The sequence below is a fragment of the Microbacterium terrisoli genome, assembly GCF_030866805.1.
Lineage (GTDB): Bacteria > Actinomycetota > Actinomycetes > Actinomycetales > Microbacteriaceae > Microbacterium > Microbacterium terrisoli.
This window is the reverse complement of the sequence record NZ_CP133019.1, coordinates 2,142,649-2,157,525: the sequence shown is the minus strand read 5'-3', so window position 1 is coordinate 2,157,525 and position 14,877 is coordinate 2,142,649. Positions and strand designations below refer to the sequence as shown.

General features: G+C 68.8%; 17 protein-coding genes. 8 read left to right on the top strand and 9 right to left on the bottom strand.

The features are described 5' to 3' along the window. Window positions 1-13: 13 nt before the first annotated feature. Together qcrC and ctaE are read right to left on the bottom strand one after the other, a co-directional pair. Entirely contained in the window at window positions 14-820 is an 807-nt protein-coding gene (qcrC, locus tag QU603_RS09590; protein ID WP_308491165.1) for a cytochrome bc1 complex diheme cytochrome c subunit, read from the bottom strand. Between the two features lie 21 nt (window positions 821-841). Next, window positions 842-1,477 carry an aa3-type cytochrome oxidase subunit III gene (ctaE, locus tag QU603_RS09585; RefSeq protein ID WP_308491164.1) on the bottom strand — a complete coding sequence of 212 codons (636 nt, stop codon included), beginning with the start codon at window positions 1,475-1,477 and terminating at the stop codon, window positions 842-844. A gap of 219 nt (window positions 1,478-1,696) precedes the next feature. On the opposite strand from ctaE, the gene trpD reads away from it, so the two are divergent. After that, window positions 1,697-2,758, top strand: coding sequence for an anthranilate phosphoribosyltransferase (gene trpD / locus QU603_RS09580; protein WP_308491163.1), 1,062 nt, complete (start codon window positions 1,697-1,699; stop codon window positions 2,756-2,758). A 7-nt stretch (window positions 2,759-2,765) separates the two neighbouring features. Here trpD and QU603_RS09575 read toward each other — a convergent pair whose 3' ends face one another. Beyond that, window positions 2,766-3,695: a 5'-3' exonuclease gene (locus QU603_RS09575; RefSeq protein WP_308491162.1), complete on the bottom strand. Its 930-nt coding sequence runs from the start codon at window positions 3,693-3,695 to the stop codon at window positions 2,766-2,768. A gap of 136 nt (window positions 3,696-3,831) precedes the next feature. Between QU603_RS09575 and QU603_RS09570 the strand changes: the two genes are divergently transcribed. Continuing rightward, window positions 3,832-4,194 carry a TraR/DksA family transcriptional regulator gene (locus QU603_RS09570; RefSeq protein WP_308491161.1) on the top strand — a complete coding sequence of 121 codons (363 nt, stop codon included), beginning with the start codon at window positions 3,832-3,834 and terminating at the stop codon, window positions 4,192-4,194. A gap of 6 nt (window positions 4,195-4,200) precedes the next feature. Here the strand turns inward: QU603_RS09570 and QU603_RS09565 are convergent, their stop codons facing one another. Beyond that, a complete protein-coding gene (locus tag QU603_RS09565) occupies window positions 4,201-4,698 on the bottom strand; it encodes an STM3941 family protein (protein WP_308491160.1) in 498 nt (165 codons plus the stop codon). Window positions 4,699-4,817: 119 nt separating this feature from the next. Here QU603_RS09565 and QU603_RS09560 point away from each other — a divergent pair, with 119 nt between their 5' ends. From QU603_RS09560 to QU603_RS09540, 5 genes are all read left to right on the top strand, one after another. Beyond that, window positions 4,818-4,982, top strand: coding sequence for a hypothetical protein (locus QU603_RS09560; protein WP_308491159.1), 165 nt, complete (start codon window positions 4,818-4,820; stop codon window positions 4,980-4,982). Beyond that, window positions 4,982-5,788: a PH domain-containing protein gene (locus QU603_RS09555; RefSeq protein ID WP_308491158.1), complete on the top strand. Its 807-nt coding sequence runs from the start codon at window positions 4,982-4,984 to the stop codon at window positions 5,786-5,788. The genes QU603_RS09560 and QU603_RS09555 overlap by 1 nt, the downstream gene beginning before the upstream one ends. 225 nt (window positions 5,789-6,013) lie before the next feature. Beyond that, a complete protein-coding gene (gene rpsA / locus QU603_RS09550; RefSeq protein WP_308491157.1) occupies window positions 6,014-7,471 on the top strand; it encodes a 30S ribosomal protein S1 in 1,458 nt (485 codons plus the stop codon). Window positions 7,472-7,551: 80 nt separating this feature from the next. Beyond that, window positions 7,552-9,261 carry a sensor histidine kinase gene (locus QU603_RS09545; RefSeq protein ID WP_308491156.1) on the top strand — a complete coding sequence of 570 codons (1,710 nt, stop codon included), beginning with the start codon at window positions 7,552-7,554 and terminating at the stop codon, window positions 9,259-9,261. A gap of 2 nt (window positions 9,262-9,263) precedes the next feature. Then, window positions 9,264-10,439, top strand: coding sequence for a hypothetical protein (locus QU603_RS09540; protein WP_308491155.1), 1,176 nt, complete (start codon window positions 9,264-9,266; stop codon window positions 10,437-10,439). On the opposite strand, the gene QU603_RS09535 is transcribed toward QU603_RS09540, so the two are convergent. From QU603_RS09535 to QU603_RS09515, 5 genes are all read right to left on the bottom strand, one after another. Beyond that, a complete protein-coding gene (locus tag QU603_RS09535) occupies window positions 10,426-11,208 on the bottom strand; it encodes a response regulator transcription factor (protein ID WP_308491154.1) in 783 nt (260 codons plus the stop codon). The two genes, QU603_RS09540 and QU603_RS09535, sit on opposite strands and share 14 nt — an antisense overlap. 108 nt (window positions 11,209-11,316) lie before the next feature. Further along, window positions 11,317-11,694 carry a hypothetical protein gene (locus tag QU603_RS09530; protein WP_308491153.1) on the bottom strand — a complete coding sequence of 126 codons (378 nt, stop codon included), beginning with the start codon at window positions 11,692-11,694 and terminating at the stop codon, window positions 11,317-11,319. Between the two features lie 281 nt (window positions 11,695-11,975). Further along, window positions 11,976-12,608 (bottom strand): signal peptidase I, encoded by a 633-nt coding sequence (locus QU603_RS09525; protein ID WP_308491152.1) that lies wholly within the window; start codon window positions 12,606-12,608, stop codon window positions 11,976-11,978. 32 nt (window positions 12,609-12,640) lie between these two features. Continuing rightward, entirely contained in the window at window positions 12,641-13,189 is a 549-nt protein-coding gene (locus QU603_RS09520) for a hypothetical protein (protein WP_308491151.1), read from the bottom strand. Between the two features lie 170 nt (window positions 13,190-13,359). Then, the gene (locus QU603_RS09515) at window positions 13,360-14,103 is read right to left on the bottom strand and encodes a response regulator transcription factor (protein ID WP_308491150.1); all 744 of its coding nucleotides are present in this window, start codon (window positions 14,101-14,103) and stop codon (window positions 13,360-13,362) included. A 136-nt stretch (window positions 14,104-14,239) separates the two neighbouring features. Between QU603_RS09515 and coaE the strand changes: the two genes are divergently transcribed. Further along, window positions 14,240-14,863, top strand: coding sequence for a dephospho-CoA kinase (gene coaE, locus QU603_RS09510; RefSeq protein WP_308491149.1), 624 nt, complete (start codon window positions 14,240-14,242; stop codon window positions 14,861-14,863). Window positions 14,864-14,877 lie beyond the last annotated feature (14 nt).

The following is a 14,877-nucleotide window of genomic DNA, read 5'->3' as shown; positions in this document are numbered from 1 at the left end:
CGAAAAAGTAGGGTCAGTTGGACTTCGCGGTGATCCACACCGTGACGCCGATCAGCGTGCCGATGCCGAAGATCCAGATGAACAGACCTTCTGCGACCGGGCCGAGCGAACCGAGCGCGAAGCCGCCGATCGACTCGTGCTGCTGCAGGAACAGCAGGTACGAGATGATGTCGCGCTTGTCCTCCAGGTTCAGGTTGAGATCGCTGAACACCGGCATGTTCTGCGGACCGGTCACCATCGCCGCGTACATGTGCAGCGGGCTGGTGGTGTTCAGCGCCGGGGCGAACTTGCCCTCCGTCAGCGCACCGCCGGCGCCGGCCACGTTGTGGCACATCGCGCAGTTGGTGCGGAAGATCTCAGCGCCCTTGGCGACGTCGCCCTTGCCGTCCAGCGTCTCTTCGGACGGGTACGTCGGACCCGGAGAGACGGACTGCACGTAGGCTGCCATCGCCCGGATCTGGTCCTCGGTGAACTGCGGCGGCTTCTGCGGGGCCTGCGGCCCCTGCATGGCCAGCGGCATGCGTCCCGTGGAGACCTGGAATTCGACGGCGAGCTCTCCGACGCCGTACAGCGACGGGCCTGCTTCGGTTCCCTGCAGGTCCATGCCGTGACAGGTGGCGCAGTTCGCCTGGAACAGCTTCTTGCCGTCCTCGACGCTCAAGGCCGTCGCGGACGTCTGCGAGCCGTTGGTGGTGGCGGCGACGGCCGCCGATGCTCCGGCGTACACGCCACCGGTCATCAGCAGACCCACGCCGATCAGGACGACGGCTGCCAGCCGACTGCGGCGCCCAGCGGCGCGACGCTTCTTCTCACGTGCCATTTCGAATGAGGCCTTCGCTTCTTATTTGAGGAAGTAGATGACGAGGAACAGGGCGATCCAGACGACGTCGACGAAGTGCCAGTAGTACGACACCACGATCGAGGTGGTCATCTCTTTTCGCCCGAAATTCTTCACGGCGTAGGCGCGCCCGATCACCAGAAGGAACGCGACCAGCCCACCGGTGACGTGCAGGGCGTGGAAGCCCGTCGTTAGGTAGAACGCGGACGCGTAGGCGTTCGCGTAGATCGGCATGCCTTCGGTCGACAGCTGCGCGTACTCCCACACCTGGCCGGACACGAAGACCGCGCCCATCGCGAAGGTGAGGAAGAACCATTGGACCATGCCCCATCGGTACTTGGGGGTGCGGGTCGTATAGGGCTGGAAGCGCTCAGCTGCGAACACGCCCATCTGGCAGGTCACGGACGAGAGCACGAGGATGATCGTGTTCACGGCCGCGTACGGCACATTGAGGTGCTGCGTCATCTCTGCCCAGAGTCCGGGAGAGGTGCTGCGCAACGTGAAGTAGATCGCGAACAGACCCGCGAAGAACATCACCTCGCTGCCGAGCCAGACGATCGTGCCGACGGCGACCGGGTCGGGTCGCCTCACAGTGCGCAAGGCCTGATTGAAAGTCGCTGGGGTCGTCACGCACACCATTATGGCCGATTATGGGCGCCGGTATTCGCATCCGGAGGCCCGATTCGCGGTCCGATTCGGCTGATCACTGCCTTGGAGCGCGCCGAACATCTGCCCGAAGCCGCTCGTGATGCGCTGGGAGGGCCCTGAGAAACCCCGGTGAGCGGCGGGATGACTCCTCAATGTCACACAAGGCGGCCGTGTGCGGCCGGTTGCAACGTGATCGATATTCTTGTCGGCATGGCAGAACTCATTTCGTGGCCGCAGGTCCTGACGACTCTTCTGGAAGGCCGTGATCTGAGCGTCTGGGAGGCGACCTGGGCGATGCGCGAGGTGATGGCCGGGCGCGCCACCCCCTCGCAGCTGGGCGGATTCCTCATCGGACTGCGCAAGAAGGGCGAGACCGTCGACGAGATCGTCGGGTTCCGCGACGCGATCCTCGAAGCGGCCCTGCCGCTGCCGGTGGATGCCGATGTCCTGGACATCGTCGGAACGGGCGGCGACCGAGTGGGAACGGTCAACATCTCGACGATGTCGGCGATCGTGGCGGCGGCATCCGGTGTTCCCGTCGTCAAGCACGGCAACAAGGCGGCCAGTTCATCGTCGGGCTCGTCCGACGTTCTTGCGGCGCTGGGTCTCGATCTGTCTCTGGAGCCCGACAAGGTCGCCGAGACGCTGCGGCGGACCGGGCTGACGTTCGCGTTCGCCACGGCCTTCCATCCCGGGTTCCGCCACGCCGGCCCCACGCGCGCCGAGCTGGGCGTGCCCACTGTCTTCAACTTCCTCGGCCCGCTGTGCAACCCGGCCCGCGCCGAGGCGAACGCTGTGGGCGTGGCGCAGCTGGACCGGGTGCCCCTGATCACGGGCGTGTTCCGCACCCGCGGTGCCACAGCGCTGGTGTTCCGCGGCGATGACGGCCTAGATGAGATGAGCACCACCGGGCACAGCCGCGTGTGGGAGGTCAGCCTCGGCGACATCCACGAGCACGACATCTACCCGCCTGACCTCGGCATTCCTCTGGCGGAACTGGCCGATCTGATCGGCGGGGATCCGCAGCACAACGCCGAGGTCGTCCGTCGGACGCTGGCCGGGCAGACCGGGCCGGTGCGCGACATCGTGCTGCTGAACGCGGCTGCAGGCCTGGTCGCCTACCGGCTGTTCCGCGATCCCGTGCAGGTGCAGCGGCCGATCCTGGAGCGTCTGGGCGAAGCGGTGAAGGTCGCCGCGCAGACGATCGACAGCGGTGCCGCGGCGACCAAGCTCGATGAGTGGATCGCCACGACGAACTCGTTCTCGCACTGAGCCGGGTTCACCGCCCGGCCGCTGCCAGCGCGTCGAGGGCGCGCGTCATCGCGGCGGTGAGCCCCCGGTCCTCGGCGAGGCGCTCGGCGGCGGCGCGGTCCGCGTCCGAGAGCGCGCGCAGCGGCACGGGAGCGACGTCGACGGGGGCGTCGTGGGCGACCCGGACGACGCGGGGCGCGACCTCGAGGTATGGGGCCGCCTCGATGATGCGCGCGCTGGTGCGCGCCGACATCCCGTCCCCTGCGTGCGCCGCGGCCACCACGCCCTCCAATGTGCCGTGGGCCTGCAGCAGCGTCGCCGCCGACTTCTCGCCGACCCCGGATACTCCGGGCAGACCGTCCGAGGGGTCTCCGCGCAGGGTCGCGAAGTCGGCGTACTGCGCGGCGTGGATGCCGTACTTGGCGAGGATCGTCTGGTCGGTGACCACCTCGAGATTGCTCATCCCGCGTGCGGTGTACACGATGCGCACCGCTCGCTCGTCGTCGACGAGCTGGAACAGATCGCGGTCGCCGGTGATGACGTCCACCGGCGAGGTCGCGCGGGTCGCGAGCGTGCCGATCACGTCGTCCGCCTCGAAGCCGGCGGCCCCGGAGATGGGTATCTGCAGCAGCGACAGGGTCTCGCGGATCAGCGGCACCTGTGCGGTCAGCGCATCGGGCACGTCTTCGAGGTCCGTGGCGCCGGGACGCGCCTGGGCCACACGGTGCGCCTTGTAGGTGGGGATCAGCGAGACCCGCCATGCCGGACGCCAGTCGTCGTCCCAGCAGGCGACCAGCGCCGTGGGTTCGTAGGTCGACACCAGCTTGGCGATGATGTCCAGGAACCCCCGCACCGCGTTGACGGGAGAGCCGTCGGGCGCCGTCACAGACGAGGGCACGCCGTAGAACGCTCGAAAATACAGTGACGCGCTGTCAAGCAGCATGAGACGGTCGGTCATCGCTCGATCTTGACACGCGCACGCAGGCTGCGGCATCCCCTCCTCTTGTCGCCCTTGTGATCTGCCCGAGCATGCCCCGCCCTGCAGTCGACGGATGCGGCCGGGCGGGCACGGGGCGGTCTATGCTCTGTAGACCATGGACGAGGCTCACCGTGCGGAGTTCGCCGAACTGCTCAGAAGACGCATCGACGAGAGCGATGCGACCTTGGCTGCGCTCGAGCAGGACCTGAATGCACTGGCAGACGCCCGCGCCGACGCCACCGCCGACGACGAGCACGATCCCGAGGGGGTCACGCTGTCGGCCGAGTGGTCCCGGATCGCCGGCCTGCGCGATGAGCAGCTGCGCGAGCGGGCAGAGGTGCATGCCGCGCAGGAGAGGTGGGATGCCGAAACCTACGGCACGTGCGTCTCGTGCGGGCGTCCGATCCCCGTGGGCCGGCTGCGGATCCGCCCGATGGCCACGCGTTGCGTGGCGTGCGCGCAGCGCGAAGAGCGCTGAGTCGCCTCAGGTGCTCGGGCGGCACCGCTGCAGGTCGCGCGCGGCTTCGCCTGGTGTGCGATCGAGCAGGCGCTGGGGCCAGACGAGGTCCCACCCCGCGTTCCTGGCGCGGGATTCGCGCAGGGTCGCAGCGGAGTGACCGGCGTTGCGCGGCGTCGAATCCAGGAAGTCCTCGTAGCGGCGCAGCCTGATTCCCAGCAGCTGGCTGGTCGACCCGATCCGATCCACGTCCTGCCAGGCGATGCGGCCGCCGTCGCCCAGACGGATGCCGTCCTGGTCGGCGGTGATCACGTGGGTGCGTCGCCACTGCGTGACGAACGCGATGCCGCCGCCGATGCCGAAGAACGCGATCGATCCGGTGCCCACCAGTGCGTTCAGCGTCTTGGTGGGGGCGAGCACCAGGATGACCACGCCCAGTGCGGTGAACACCATGCACAGCACGAGCAGCACGATGAGGCTGCGTCGAGGCGAGATGATCTTCACGGGCGGCGCGGAATCGGGCATGGGTCCACCGTATGCGAGACCCGCGTGTCTGGTCGCGCAATCGCCCTCGGGCCTGTAGAAAAGCAGTGGTGTGCATCCGGGGGGCTGGATTCAACGACGTCTACGGAAGGAACCACCTCGTGAAGATCATCAAGCGAGTCCTCATCATCGCGGTGCTCGCCTTCGCGGTCTTCTATCTGATCATGCGTCCGGAAGAAGCCGCCACCGCCGTGCAGACCGCCATCGGGGCCGTGTGGGGCGCAGGTGAAGCGGTCGTGAACTTCTTCGTCGCGCTCGCAGGCTGATGGGTGACGTCGACCCGCGCACTGCCCGCCATCTGATCTCGGATCAGGGCGAAGTCGTCATCGACGAGGTGCGCAAGCACTGGGCGGCCCTGGTCGGTGCGGTGATCGAATTGTGCGTCGGCGCGGTGGTGCTCATGCTGGCGGCGGTCCTGCCCAAGGCGTGGTGGCTGTTCGTGCTGATGGGACTGGCCATCACCTGCCACGCGGTCTGGCGGATTCTGGACCGGCGACTGGACCGGTTCGTGATCACGAACATGCGCGTGTTCCGCATCCACGGCATCCTGTCCCAGCAGATCGCCACGATGCCTCTGGCGCGCATCCTCGACTTCACGGTGGACAAGCCCTTCCTCGGGCGGATCCTCGGATACGGACACTTCGTCTTCGAGTCCGCGGCGCAGTCGCAGGGTCTGCGGGTGATCCGCTTCGTCGGGGACCCGGACCGGCGCGGTCTGACGATCCAACGGGTGATCCAGCAGGCGGGCCTGCGCGGGTGGGCAGGTCGCGACGTGGGCGCAGGACACGGGATGTCGATGCCCGGCCGGGACGTTGCCCACGAGACCGGCTCCGCGGTGCGAGGCGGGGGCACGGCGCCGGCACCGGTGATGTGGAACGACACCCTGGAGTTCAGGACCGGGGAGCCCGGTGCGCGGGAGCTGCGTGCGGGTGCGCCCGCCGCGGCCGAACCCGAGCCCGAGCCCTTCGAGCCTGCGCCGTTCGAACGCGCGTCGTTCGATCCCGGCCCGTACGAACCGGAGCCGATCGACCCCGACGACACCGATACCGCACCCATCCGACTTCCGCGCTGACGGGCCTGTCGCACTCCCGTGATGTGCGCAGGGAACATCCACGGGGCCAGTGCGGTTCTGATAACCTGGAGTGTCATTCGCGTGGCGGCTGGTTCGCCGTGCGCGTGACGCGCAACACATCCGCTCCGCTCCGGCGAGCACTTCTCACTCCATCTTGCATCACCGATGCCGAGGGTGGGTCGTGTCGGAGCCCGACCCTCAACCCCTACAAGGACAACCCACTACATGACTACCGCAACGACCGCCCCGGCCACCAAGCAGGTCGCGATCAACGACATCGGATCTGCCGAGGACTTCCTGGCCGCGGTCGAACTGACCATCAAGTCCTTCAACGACGGCGACCTCATCGAAGGAACCGTCGTGAAGGTCGACCGCGACGAGGTCCTCCTCGACGTCGGCTTCAAGACCGAGGGCGTCATCCCCTCGCGCGAGCTTTCCATCAAGCATGACGTCGACCCGAACGAGGTCGTCAAGGTCGGCGACGAGGTCGAGGCTCTTGTGCTCCAGAAGGAGGACAAGGAAGGCCGTCTCATCCTCTCCAAGAAGCGTGCGCAGTACGAGCGCGCGTGGGGCGACGTGGAGAAGATCAAGGAGAACGACGGCGTCGTGACCGGTCAGGTGATCGAGGTCGTCAAGGGCGGCCTCATCGTCGACATCGGGCTGCGCGGCTTCCTGCCGGCATCGCTCATCGAGCTGCGCCGAGTCCGCGATCTGACGCCGTACCTCGGCCAGGAGCTCGAGGCGAAGATCCTCGAACTCGACAAGAACCGCAACAACGTGGTGCTGTCGCGTCGAGCGCTGCTCGAGCAGACGCAGTCCGAGTCGCGTTCGAACTTCCTCAACAACCTGCACAAGGGCCAGGTCCGCAAGGGCACGGTCTCGTCGATCGTCAACTTCGGTGCGTTCGTCGACCTGGGCGGCGTGGACGGTCTGGTCCACGTCTCCGAGCTCAGCTGGAAGCACATCGAGCACGCCAGCGAGGTCGTCGAGGTCGGCCAGGAGGTCACCGTCGAGATCCTCGAGGTGGACCTGGACCGCGAGCGCGTCTCCCTGTCGCTGAAGGCGACGCAGGAGGACCCGTGGCAGATCTTCGCCCGCACCCACGCGATCGGCCAGATCGCACCGGGCAAGGTCACCAAGCTCGTTCCGTTCGGTGCGTTCGTGCGCGTCGCAGACGGCATCGAGGGCCTCGTGCACATCTCCGAACTGTCGGGCAAGCACGTCGAGCTGGCCGAGCAGGTCGTCTCGGTGGGTGAAGAGGTCTTCATCAAGGTCATCGACATCGACCTGGAGCGCCGTCGCATCTCGCTGTCGCTCAAGCAGGCCAACGACGCTGTCGACCCGTTCGGCACCGAGTTCGACCCGGCCCTCTACGGCATGGCCACCGAGTACGACGAGAACGGGGAGTACAAGTACCCCGAGGGATTCGACCCGGAGACCAACCAGTGGAAGGAAGGCTTCGACGAGCAGCGCGAGACCTGGGAGCAGGAATACGCTGCAGCCCAGGCCCGCTGGGAGGCGCACAAGGCGCAGGTCGCCAAGGCCGCCGAGGCCGAGGCCGCCGGCTTCGGCGAGGTCGCGGCGCAGCCGTCCTCGTCGTTCTCCAGCGAGTCGACGCCGGCGGGCACCCTCGCCGACGACGAGGCTCTCGCTGCTCTGCGTGAGAAGCTCTCGGGTCGCTGATCCGGACACCATCGAGCGAGGGGGTCGGAACCTGCGGGTTCCGACCCCCTCATTCGTCTGTGTCGCGATAGCGTCACGGTATGGGCGGTCTGATCAGATTCGAGGGCGACGGCCCCGATCGCACGTTCGCGCGCGTGGCGGCACTGAACCAGCTGCTGCTCGGGTTCGTCGTGCTCATCACGGCGATGCTGACGGCGTTCTCGCCGCATTCCGCGGGCGAGAGCCTCTTCTTCGTCGGGATCGCCATGGTGTTCGTCGCGACCGGAGTCGCCCTTGTCGTGCCGTGGAACCGCATCGGCGCGATGTGGCTCGCGCTCGTGCCGCTGACGGACATCGTCGCGATCACGGTGATGCGGATCGGCGAGCCGGCGTCGGGCGTGGGCCTGCTCTGGGTGTTCCCGGCGATGTGGCTGGCCTCGACGTATGCGCTGGTGGGTGCAGTGGGCGGGACGATCATGATCCTCGCGGCCTTCGCCCTGACCGTCTGGCTCCAGCCCGGCAAGGTGACCGGCTACTCGCTCGTCCTGCTTCCGCTCGTGGTGATCAGCGTGAGTGGTGCGAGCTATCTCACCGCCCGCCGCACGGCGGCGCAGCGGGCGCTGCTGAACAAGCAGGCTCGCGTGCTCGCACAGTCGCTCGAGCGTTCCCGCCGACAGGAGCAGGAACTCGCCGAGCTCATCGAGGCCGTGGGCTTCGGCCTCATCCGCATTGCGCAGGACGGCGCCGTCTCGATCGCGAACGAGACGCCGGCCCAGCTTCAGCGCGCACTGATCCGCAGAGCAGCGGGCGACGGTCTGCGGGTGTACGCCGACGATGGCGTCACGCCGCTGCATCCCGACGAGATGCCGCTGGAGAGGGCGCTGCGCGGCGAGGCCTTCGACGGTCAGGTGCTGTGGTTCGGCGACGTAGGGGCCGACAGCATCGCGCTCGAGATCTCTGTGCGCCGTGTGCGGGACGCGACCGGCGCGGATGCCGGTGCCGTGCTCGCGTCGAGGGATGTCACCCGCGAGCTGCGCGCCATGCGCGCACGCGATGAGCTGGTCGCGTCCGTCTCGCACGAACTGCGCACTCCGCTCACCTCCATCCTCGGGTATCTGGACCTGGCGATCGACGATCCGGACGTGCCGGCGACGGCCCGTCGCGGGCTCGAGATCGCCGAACGCAATGCGGAGCGCCTGCTCGGCATCATCGCGGACATCCTCGTGGCGTCCGCGGACTCCCGCCGGTCCGTGGACCTCACGATCGAGCCCGAGGATGCGGACGTGGCCGAGATCGTGGAAGCGGCCGTCGAGTCCCTGCTTCCCCGTGCGCAGGAGGCAGGGGTCGCGCTGGATACCGCGGGGGTGGAGCCGGCCTCGGCATACGTCGACCCGCAGCGCGTCCGTCAGATCATGGATAACCTGATCGTCAACGCCATCAAGTACAACAGAGCGGGTGGGACGGTGACCATCGGGTGCACCACGGACGGGGATTCGACCTGGATCCTCGTCCGTGACACGGGGATCGGCATGACCGAGACCGAGATGGCGGGGCTGTTCGAACGCTTCTATCGCGCCGAGAGCATCCGTTCCGGTGGTCGCAAGGGCACCGGACTCGGGCTCGCGATCAGTCGGCAGCTGGCGCGCGCCCACGGTGGCGACATCACGGTGCGCAGCACCGCGCAGGTGGGGTCGACGTTCATGGTGCGGCTTCCCGCGACGCGTGCTGCCGCTGCGCCGGCCCCGCGTGTGGCGATCCGGCGGCCGGGGGAGGAGTCTGCGGTGGGCAGGTCCGAGGCGGAGGGGGAGTGACGATGGTGCTCGATCAGGTGACGCTGTCGTTCGCGACGGCGCTCGTGGTGGTGGTCAGCGGCGTGTTCTTCATCGCTGAGACGCTTCTGCGGCGAGACGACGGGGCGGGGCGGGTCTGGTCGCTCGGGTTCCTCGGCGCGATGCTCACGACACTCTTGTACATGGTCTGGGCCTACGATCCGCAGGCGATGTGGAGCGTGGTGATCGGCAACGCGACGTTCGTCTCGGGCACCGGATGCATGTGGCTCGGATGCCGCTACTTCAACGCTCGGCGCATGTCGGCCACCTCTCTGGTGGTGGCCGGAGCCGCCGTCGGCGCATCGGCGGCAGTGGTGCTCGCCGGCCCGGATGCCGGTTCTTGGGCGGGCGCGCTGTGGATGTTCTTGGCGCTCATGGTGTTCGCGGGGCTGGGTGCAGCGGAGGCTCTGCGCGGGGAAATGGGCCGTTACCGGACCGCACGGGCCCTGGCCGTCGTGCTCGGACTGCAGTCGCTGTTCTATGTCGGCCGTGTGGTCGTGGTGCTGATCGCGGGCTTCGACAGCGACGTGTTCAACACGTACTTCGGCGTCGCCGCGGCCAGCATCCTCACCGTGATCCTGACGATCGTGGCGGTGGTGGTCACCTCGGTGCTGCGCGCGGACCGCGCGGCAGAGCGTGGGCCGCTGCTGACGGCATCCGTCTCTCTTCTGGGGACGGGCGGCATCCTGCCGCGCGCGTCGTTCCTGCGGGTCCTCGACCAGGCGCTGGGTCGCGCGTCTGCTCGGGGCGAGCAGATCGCGGTCGTGGCGGTGCGCATCGACGACCTGCCGCAGATCGCGACGGCATTCGGCGACGAGATCGCGCACAGCGTGGCGCAGGCCTGTCGTGACGGCATCGCCCGGCTCATGCCGGCGCTGTCCCTCATTGGCGAGGACGGGGCGACGGGCATGCTGACCGCGTTCCACGCCTCGTCCGAGCCCGACGCCCGGCGTCTGGCCGGGCAGCTCTACCGCGGCCTGGTCGACGTGCTCGGGCGTGTCAGCGGCGGCATCGTGCCGGTGGTCGGCGTGGGAATGAGTCTTTCAGAGCCGGGCGGCGGGACTGCTGAAGACATCGTCGCCAGCGCGGAGGATGCGGGACTGCGCGCCTCGAGGAGTGTCGGCGTCGTCATCGTGGCGGAGGACGTCAGGGAGCCGTGATGCGGTAGCCCACGCCGCGTACCGTCTCGATCCATCGCGGTCGTGCGGGTGACTCGCCGAGCTTGCGCCGGAGGTTGGCCATGTGCACCTCGATCACCCGGGAGTCGCTTTCGCTGATGTACTCGCTGCCGGTGTACCGATCGCCGCGCAGAATCAGGGCCAGTTCGCCCTTGCCGATGACGCGCCGCCGAGCCGACAGCAGTTCGGCGAGGATGTCGAACTCGCTGCGGGTCAGCTCCAGCGGAACCCCGTCGACGGTGGCCAGGCGCATGCCGATGCTGAGCCGCAGTCCGTGATGTTCGAGCCAGTCGGCGCCGTCGGGGTCGACCGCCGTCTGGGATGGCGCGTCGACGCGCGGCGGCGCGCCGACTTCGGCGGGCGGCGTCTCGGGAAGGCCCATGCGCGACCGGCGCAGCATGGCCTCGATGCGCGCACGGAACTCCCGTGGGCGGAACGGCTTGGTGACGTAGTCGTCGGCACCGGCATCCAGCCCCTGCAGGGCGTCGATCTCTTCGGTTCGCGCGGTCAGCATGACGATGAGTGTCGTGCTGATGGCACGGATGCGGCGTGTGGCCTCGAAACCGTCCATCCCCGGCATGTTCACATCGAGGGTCGTCACCACCGGGTGCACCTCGCGGACGAGCTCGACCCCCTCGGCGCCCGTGCCCGAGCTGTGCACGGTGAATCCGGCCTGTTCGAGCACGTCGGACAGAAGCGACCGGATGTCGGCCTCGTCCTCGATGACCACGGCGACGCGTCTCGCATCCACGAAATCCCCCTCCCGGGCCGAGGCGCCCGGCGAGTTCGGCTCCGCGACATCGGCCAGGATATCCCAGAACGCGTGACGGAATGCTCTACCAGGCACGGGCGCCGCCTTTCATGAGCAGGTGGGACGACCGGTTTGAGCGGACCGCGAGTCGGCCAGCGAAAGCGACACCTCGGGGCTGCCCGACCAGTCCCACCCGGCGATCGTGCGACCTGTCAGCAGAGGCAGAGCCGCACATGCCGACGTCGGTGTGAACTGCGTCCCGGACCCGGTGACGGCAGTCGTCCAGTTCCACGGCCCCACGCTGGAATCGGTCCCGACGGTTGCGGTGGACAGGTCTGTCGACACCGTGATGTACGACGTGGCTGCCGGTGCCGAGACCGTGAAGGTGAGGGAGTAGTCGCGGGTGTGCTTGTTGGTGCCGCCGCGGCCGTCGTACCTCATGTCGGTGATCGCGCAGGTTCCCACCGGCGCGTCCTGCGCGGTCATGGCAGTGCACGAGCCGTAAGCAGGCCACGATCCGGCCGAGACCGGGGCCGATGCGAACGCGCGGTCGGTCCACGCCGCACCTGTTGCGGCGATGCCTGTCGCGGTCGCAAGCGTCACCACAACGGCGACGACGACCGAGGCGAGAGCGGCCCATCCCGGTGCCCGGCCTCCCCATGCCGGCCACCGGGACGTGTCTCGCAGGCGCGCCGGACGGCGGGGGGCAGTCCCTCTGCTGCCTCGCCCCACCGCCCGGCGCACGGCGGCCGCGATCGTGCTCGGGTTCACGATGCCGCGGCTCCCGCGAGTTCGCGCCGCTCGCGTCGCGAACCCACGGGGAGTGTGTCATCCAGAGGGGTCTCCGCTCCGCCGTCGTCGCCGTGCTCGCCGTCGTCGCCGTGCTCGCGGCGCGTGACCGGCGTGGTGAGCCAGGCGAGGCCGACCAGGGCGGCGACGCCCACGAGCAGACCGAACATCGCCTGCGGCGAGGTCATCCGTTCGATCGCCGCGCCCGCCCCGGGCAGGCGCAGCCGCGGTGCCCACACCTGACCGCCGACGTGGTAGGCGACCGCGTCTGCGAATCGGTTGTTGTCGCCTTTGAGTGTGACCGCGAAGCCTGCGCCCTCGGGCGTGATCGACTGGACGCGGTGCGTGACCAGATCGTGCGTCTGGGTGCTCGGCAGGCTCACGACGTCTCCGACCGAGAGCCCGCGCGCATCGACGGATGTGTCGACGACGAGGTCGCCGGTCATGATGTGCGGCTCCATCGAACCCGAGATCACGATGAGTGGCTTGATCAGGCCGGCGGCGGTGGCGCCCCAGACGATCCCGCAGGCAATGCCCACGGTCGCCAGGACCCACAGCAGGAGGACCGCGACGCGGTGCACAGCGATCATGTTGCGCTCATTTCTGTTCATGCTCGGATACGAGGGAGGCAGTGCGCGGACGCTCAGTCCGTGGCGGTGCCGGCGACGGTGACCGTGACGGCGCCGGCCTTGCCCTGGTTGCTGGCGGCCCAGTCGGCGGGAGCGGTGACCGTCAGGGCGATCGCCGTCGACTGGCCGGCCCCCGTCGCGGTGAGGTCCGTGGACGCCGGCGCGACCGACAGGCCGGGCGCCGTGGTGAAGGTGCTGCCCGTCGCCCATGCCGCGGTGGCCGTGACCGCGGCATTCGCGGTGCCGACGTTCTTGACGTACACGGTCACGGTGCGGGTCTGTCCTGGAAGCAGGTTCGCGAAGGTCGAGGCGGGGACGTCCAGCTGCACGCCGTCGGCATTGTCGGACTGCACCCAGGTGCTGTTGTCGAGCGACCCCTGCAGGTCGAACGTCGCGGCCTGGGCCGGTGCGGCGAAGAACACGTTGTCGGTCCAGGCCGCGCTGGTGACGGCTGCGCCGACACCGCCCACGGCCAGCAGGGCGAGCGCGCCCGCGACGATCGGGCGACGCGTGGTGGTGCGGGAGGACCGGCGCGCGGCGCGGGTCGTGAGCTGCTTGGTCATGTCTGCCTTTCGGGCTGAGTCGTGGCGGAGCAGGCCATGCCCGGGGGATCCGGGTGCTGCACCGCGATAACCCGAAGGTATGCAGGCCGCCTCAATCGGGCCTCAACCAGCCCTCAAGCAGATCTCAGGGTTGTGATCTTGAGGTGATCCTGAGCAGGAGCCGCGAATCCTCAGACGGCCGCCGAGAGCCGATAGCCGACACCGCGGACGGTCTCGATCCACCGCGGCTGGGATGCTGTGTCGCCGAGCTTGCGGCGCAGGTTCGCCATGTGCACCTCGATCGCGCGCGCGTCATTGTCGCTGACGAAGGTCGTCGAGCCGTGCTGACTGCCGCGCAGCATCAGCGCGAGCTCGCTCTTCGAGCGGACGCGCCGCCCGGAGTTCAGCAGGTCGGCGAGGATGTCGAACTCGCTGCGGGTCAGATCCAGCTCACGGCCGTCGACCGAGGCGATGCGCATCTGCGGGTGCAGGCGCAGGCCGCGATGATCCAGCCACTGCGAGTCTGCAGCGGCCGATGCGGGGGCGGGCGGGGCGGAGTTGTGTGTGCGCGGCCTGCGGAGCATGGCTTCGATCCGCGCCCGCAGTTCGCGCGGCCGGAAGGGCTTCGCGATGTAGTCGTCGGCGCCGGCCTCGAGTCCCTGCAGGGTGTCGATCTCGTCCGTGCTCGCGCTGATCATGACCAGATACGTGGGGCTGACGGCGCGGATGCGGCGCGCCGTTTCGATCCCGTCCATCCCCGGCATGTGCAGATCGACCGTTGTGACCAGCGGCTCCGTGCTCTGCACGAGTGCGAGCCCCTCTCGACCGCCGCCCGCGGTCGAGACCTCGAATCCTGCCTGTTCCAGTACGGTCGCCAGCAGGACACGGATGTCCTGTTCGTCCTCGATGACGACGGCGCGGCGCGTATCCAACACGTGACCTCCCCAGTGGCCGCGCATCCGCTCCCACAGCGACGCGAGGATCGACCTGCCGCCAGGATAGCGAAGAAATCGGGCTGATGCGCGTCTTGCGGCGTCATCTCGGAGCCGGCGACCGTGGCATCCTCGTTGCATGCCTCTCATCGCACTCACGGGCGGAATCGCGTCCGGCAAGTCCACGGTGGCCGCGCGTCTCGCCGAGCACGGAGCGGTCGTCGTCGACGCCGATGCCGTCGTGCGCGACGTGCAGAATCCCGGCTCGCCGGTGCTGGCCGGCATCGCCGAGGAGTTCGGCTCGGACGTCATCGAGGCGGACGGATCGCTGGCACGTGCACGGCTGGGTGCCCGCGTGTTCGGCCACCCCGACCGCGTCGCACGGCTGAACGCGATCGTGCATCCCGCCGTCGCGGCCGAGTCCGCGCGCAGGTTCGCCGCAGCCCGGGCGGCGGACCCCCGCGCGGTCATCGTCTATGACGTGCCGCTGCTGGTGGAGAGCGGCCGTACGGACGAGTGGGATCTGATCGTCGTCGCCCACGCCCCGGCGCCGCTGCGCGCCGAGCGGCTCGTGACGCTGCGGGGCATGGCGCCGGAGGAGGCCTGGGCTCGGATCGATGCGCAGGTCGGCGACCCGGAACGACTGGCGGTGGCAGACGTGGTGATCGACACGTCCGGCACGCTCGATCAGACGCGCGCACAGGCCGACGCGCTGTGGGAACGGCTGAACGCGATGGGCACCACGACGCGCGCCGAGCGCTGAACCAGGGCGCCCGG

Bases quoted from the DNA above. Each gene is read 5' to 3' on its own strand.
- qcrC (WP_308491165.1), bottom strand. From the start codon at position 820: ATGGCACGTGAGAAGAAGCGTCGCGCCGCTGGGCGCCGCAGTCGGCTG.
- ctaE (WP_308491164.1), bottom strand. From the start codon at position 1,477: ATGGTGTGCGTGACGACCCCAGCGACTTTCAATCAGGCCTTGCGCACT.
- trpD (WP_308491163.1), top strand. From the start codon at position 1,697: ATGGCAGAACTCATTTCGTGGCCGCAGGTCCTGACGACTCTTCTGGAA.
- QU603_RS09575 (WP_308491162.1), bottom strand. From the start codon at position 3,695: ATGACCGACCGTCTCATGCTGCTTGACAGCGCGTCACTGTATTTTCGA.
- QU603_RS09570 (WP_308491161.1), top strand. From the start codon at position 3,832: ATGGACGAGGCTCACCGTGCGGAGTTCGCCGAACTGCTCAGAAGACGC.
- QU603_RS09565 (WP_308491160.1), bottom strand. From the start codon at position 4,698: ATGCCCGATTCCGCGCCGCCCGTGAAGATCATCTCGCCTCGACGCAGC.
- QU603_RS09555 (WP_308491158.1), top strand. From the start codon at position 4,982: ATGGGTGACGTCGACCCGCGCACTGCCCGCCATCTGATCTCGGATCAG.
- rpsA (WP_308491157.1), top strand. From the start codon at position 6,014: ATGACTACCGCAACGACCGCCCCGGCCACCAAGCAGGTCGCGATCAAC.
- QU603_RS09545 (WP_308491156.1), top strand. From the start codon at position 7,552: ATGGGCGGTCTGATCAGATTCGAGGGCGACGGCCCCGATCGCACGTTC.
- QU603_RS09540 (WP_308491155.1), top strand. From the start codon at position 9,264: ATGGTGCTCGATCAGGTGACGCTGTCGTTCGCGACGGCGCTCGTGGTG.
- QU603_RS09530 (WP_308491153.1), bottom strand. From the start codon at position 11,694: ATGACCGCGCAGGACGCGCCGGTGGGAACCTGCGCGATCACCGACATG.
- QU603_RS09525 (WP_308491152.1), bottom strand. From the start codon at position 12,608: ATGAACAGAAATGAGCGCAACATGATCGCTGTGCACCGCGTCGCGGTC.
- QU603_RS09520 (WP_308491151.1), bottom strand. From the start codon at position 13,189: ATGACCAAGCAGCTCACGACCCGCGCCGCGCGCCGGTCCTCCCGCACC.
- coaE (WP_308491149.1), top strand. From the start codon at position 14,240: ATGCCTCTCATCGCACTCACGGGCGGAATCGCGTCCGGCAAGTCCACG.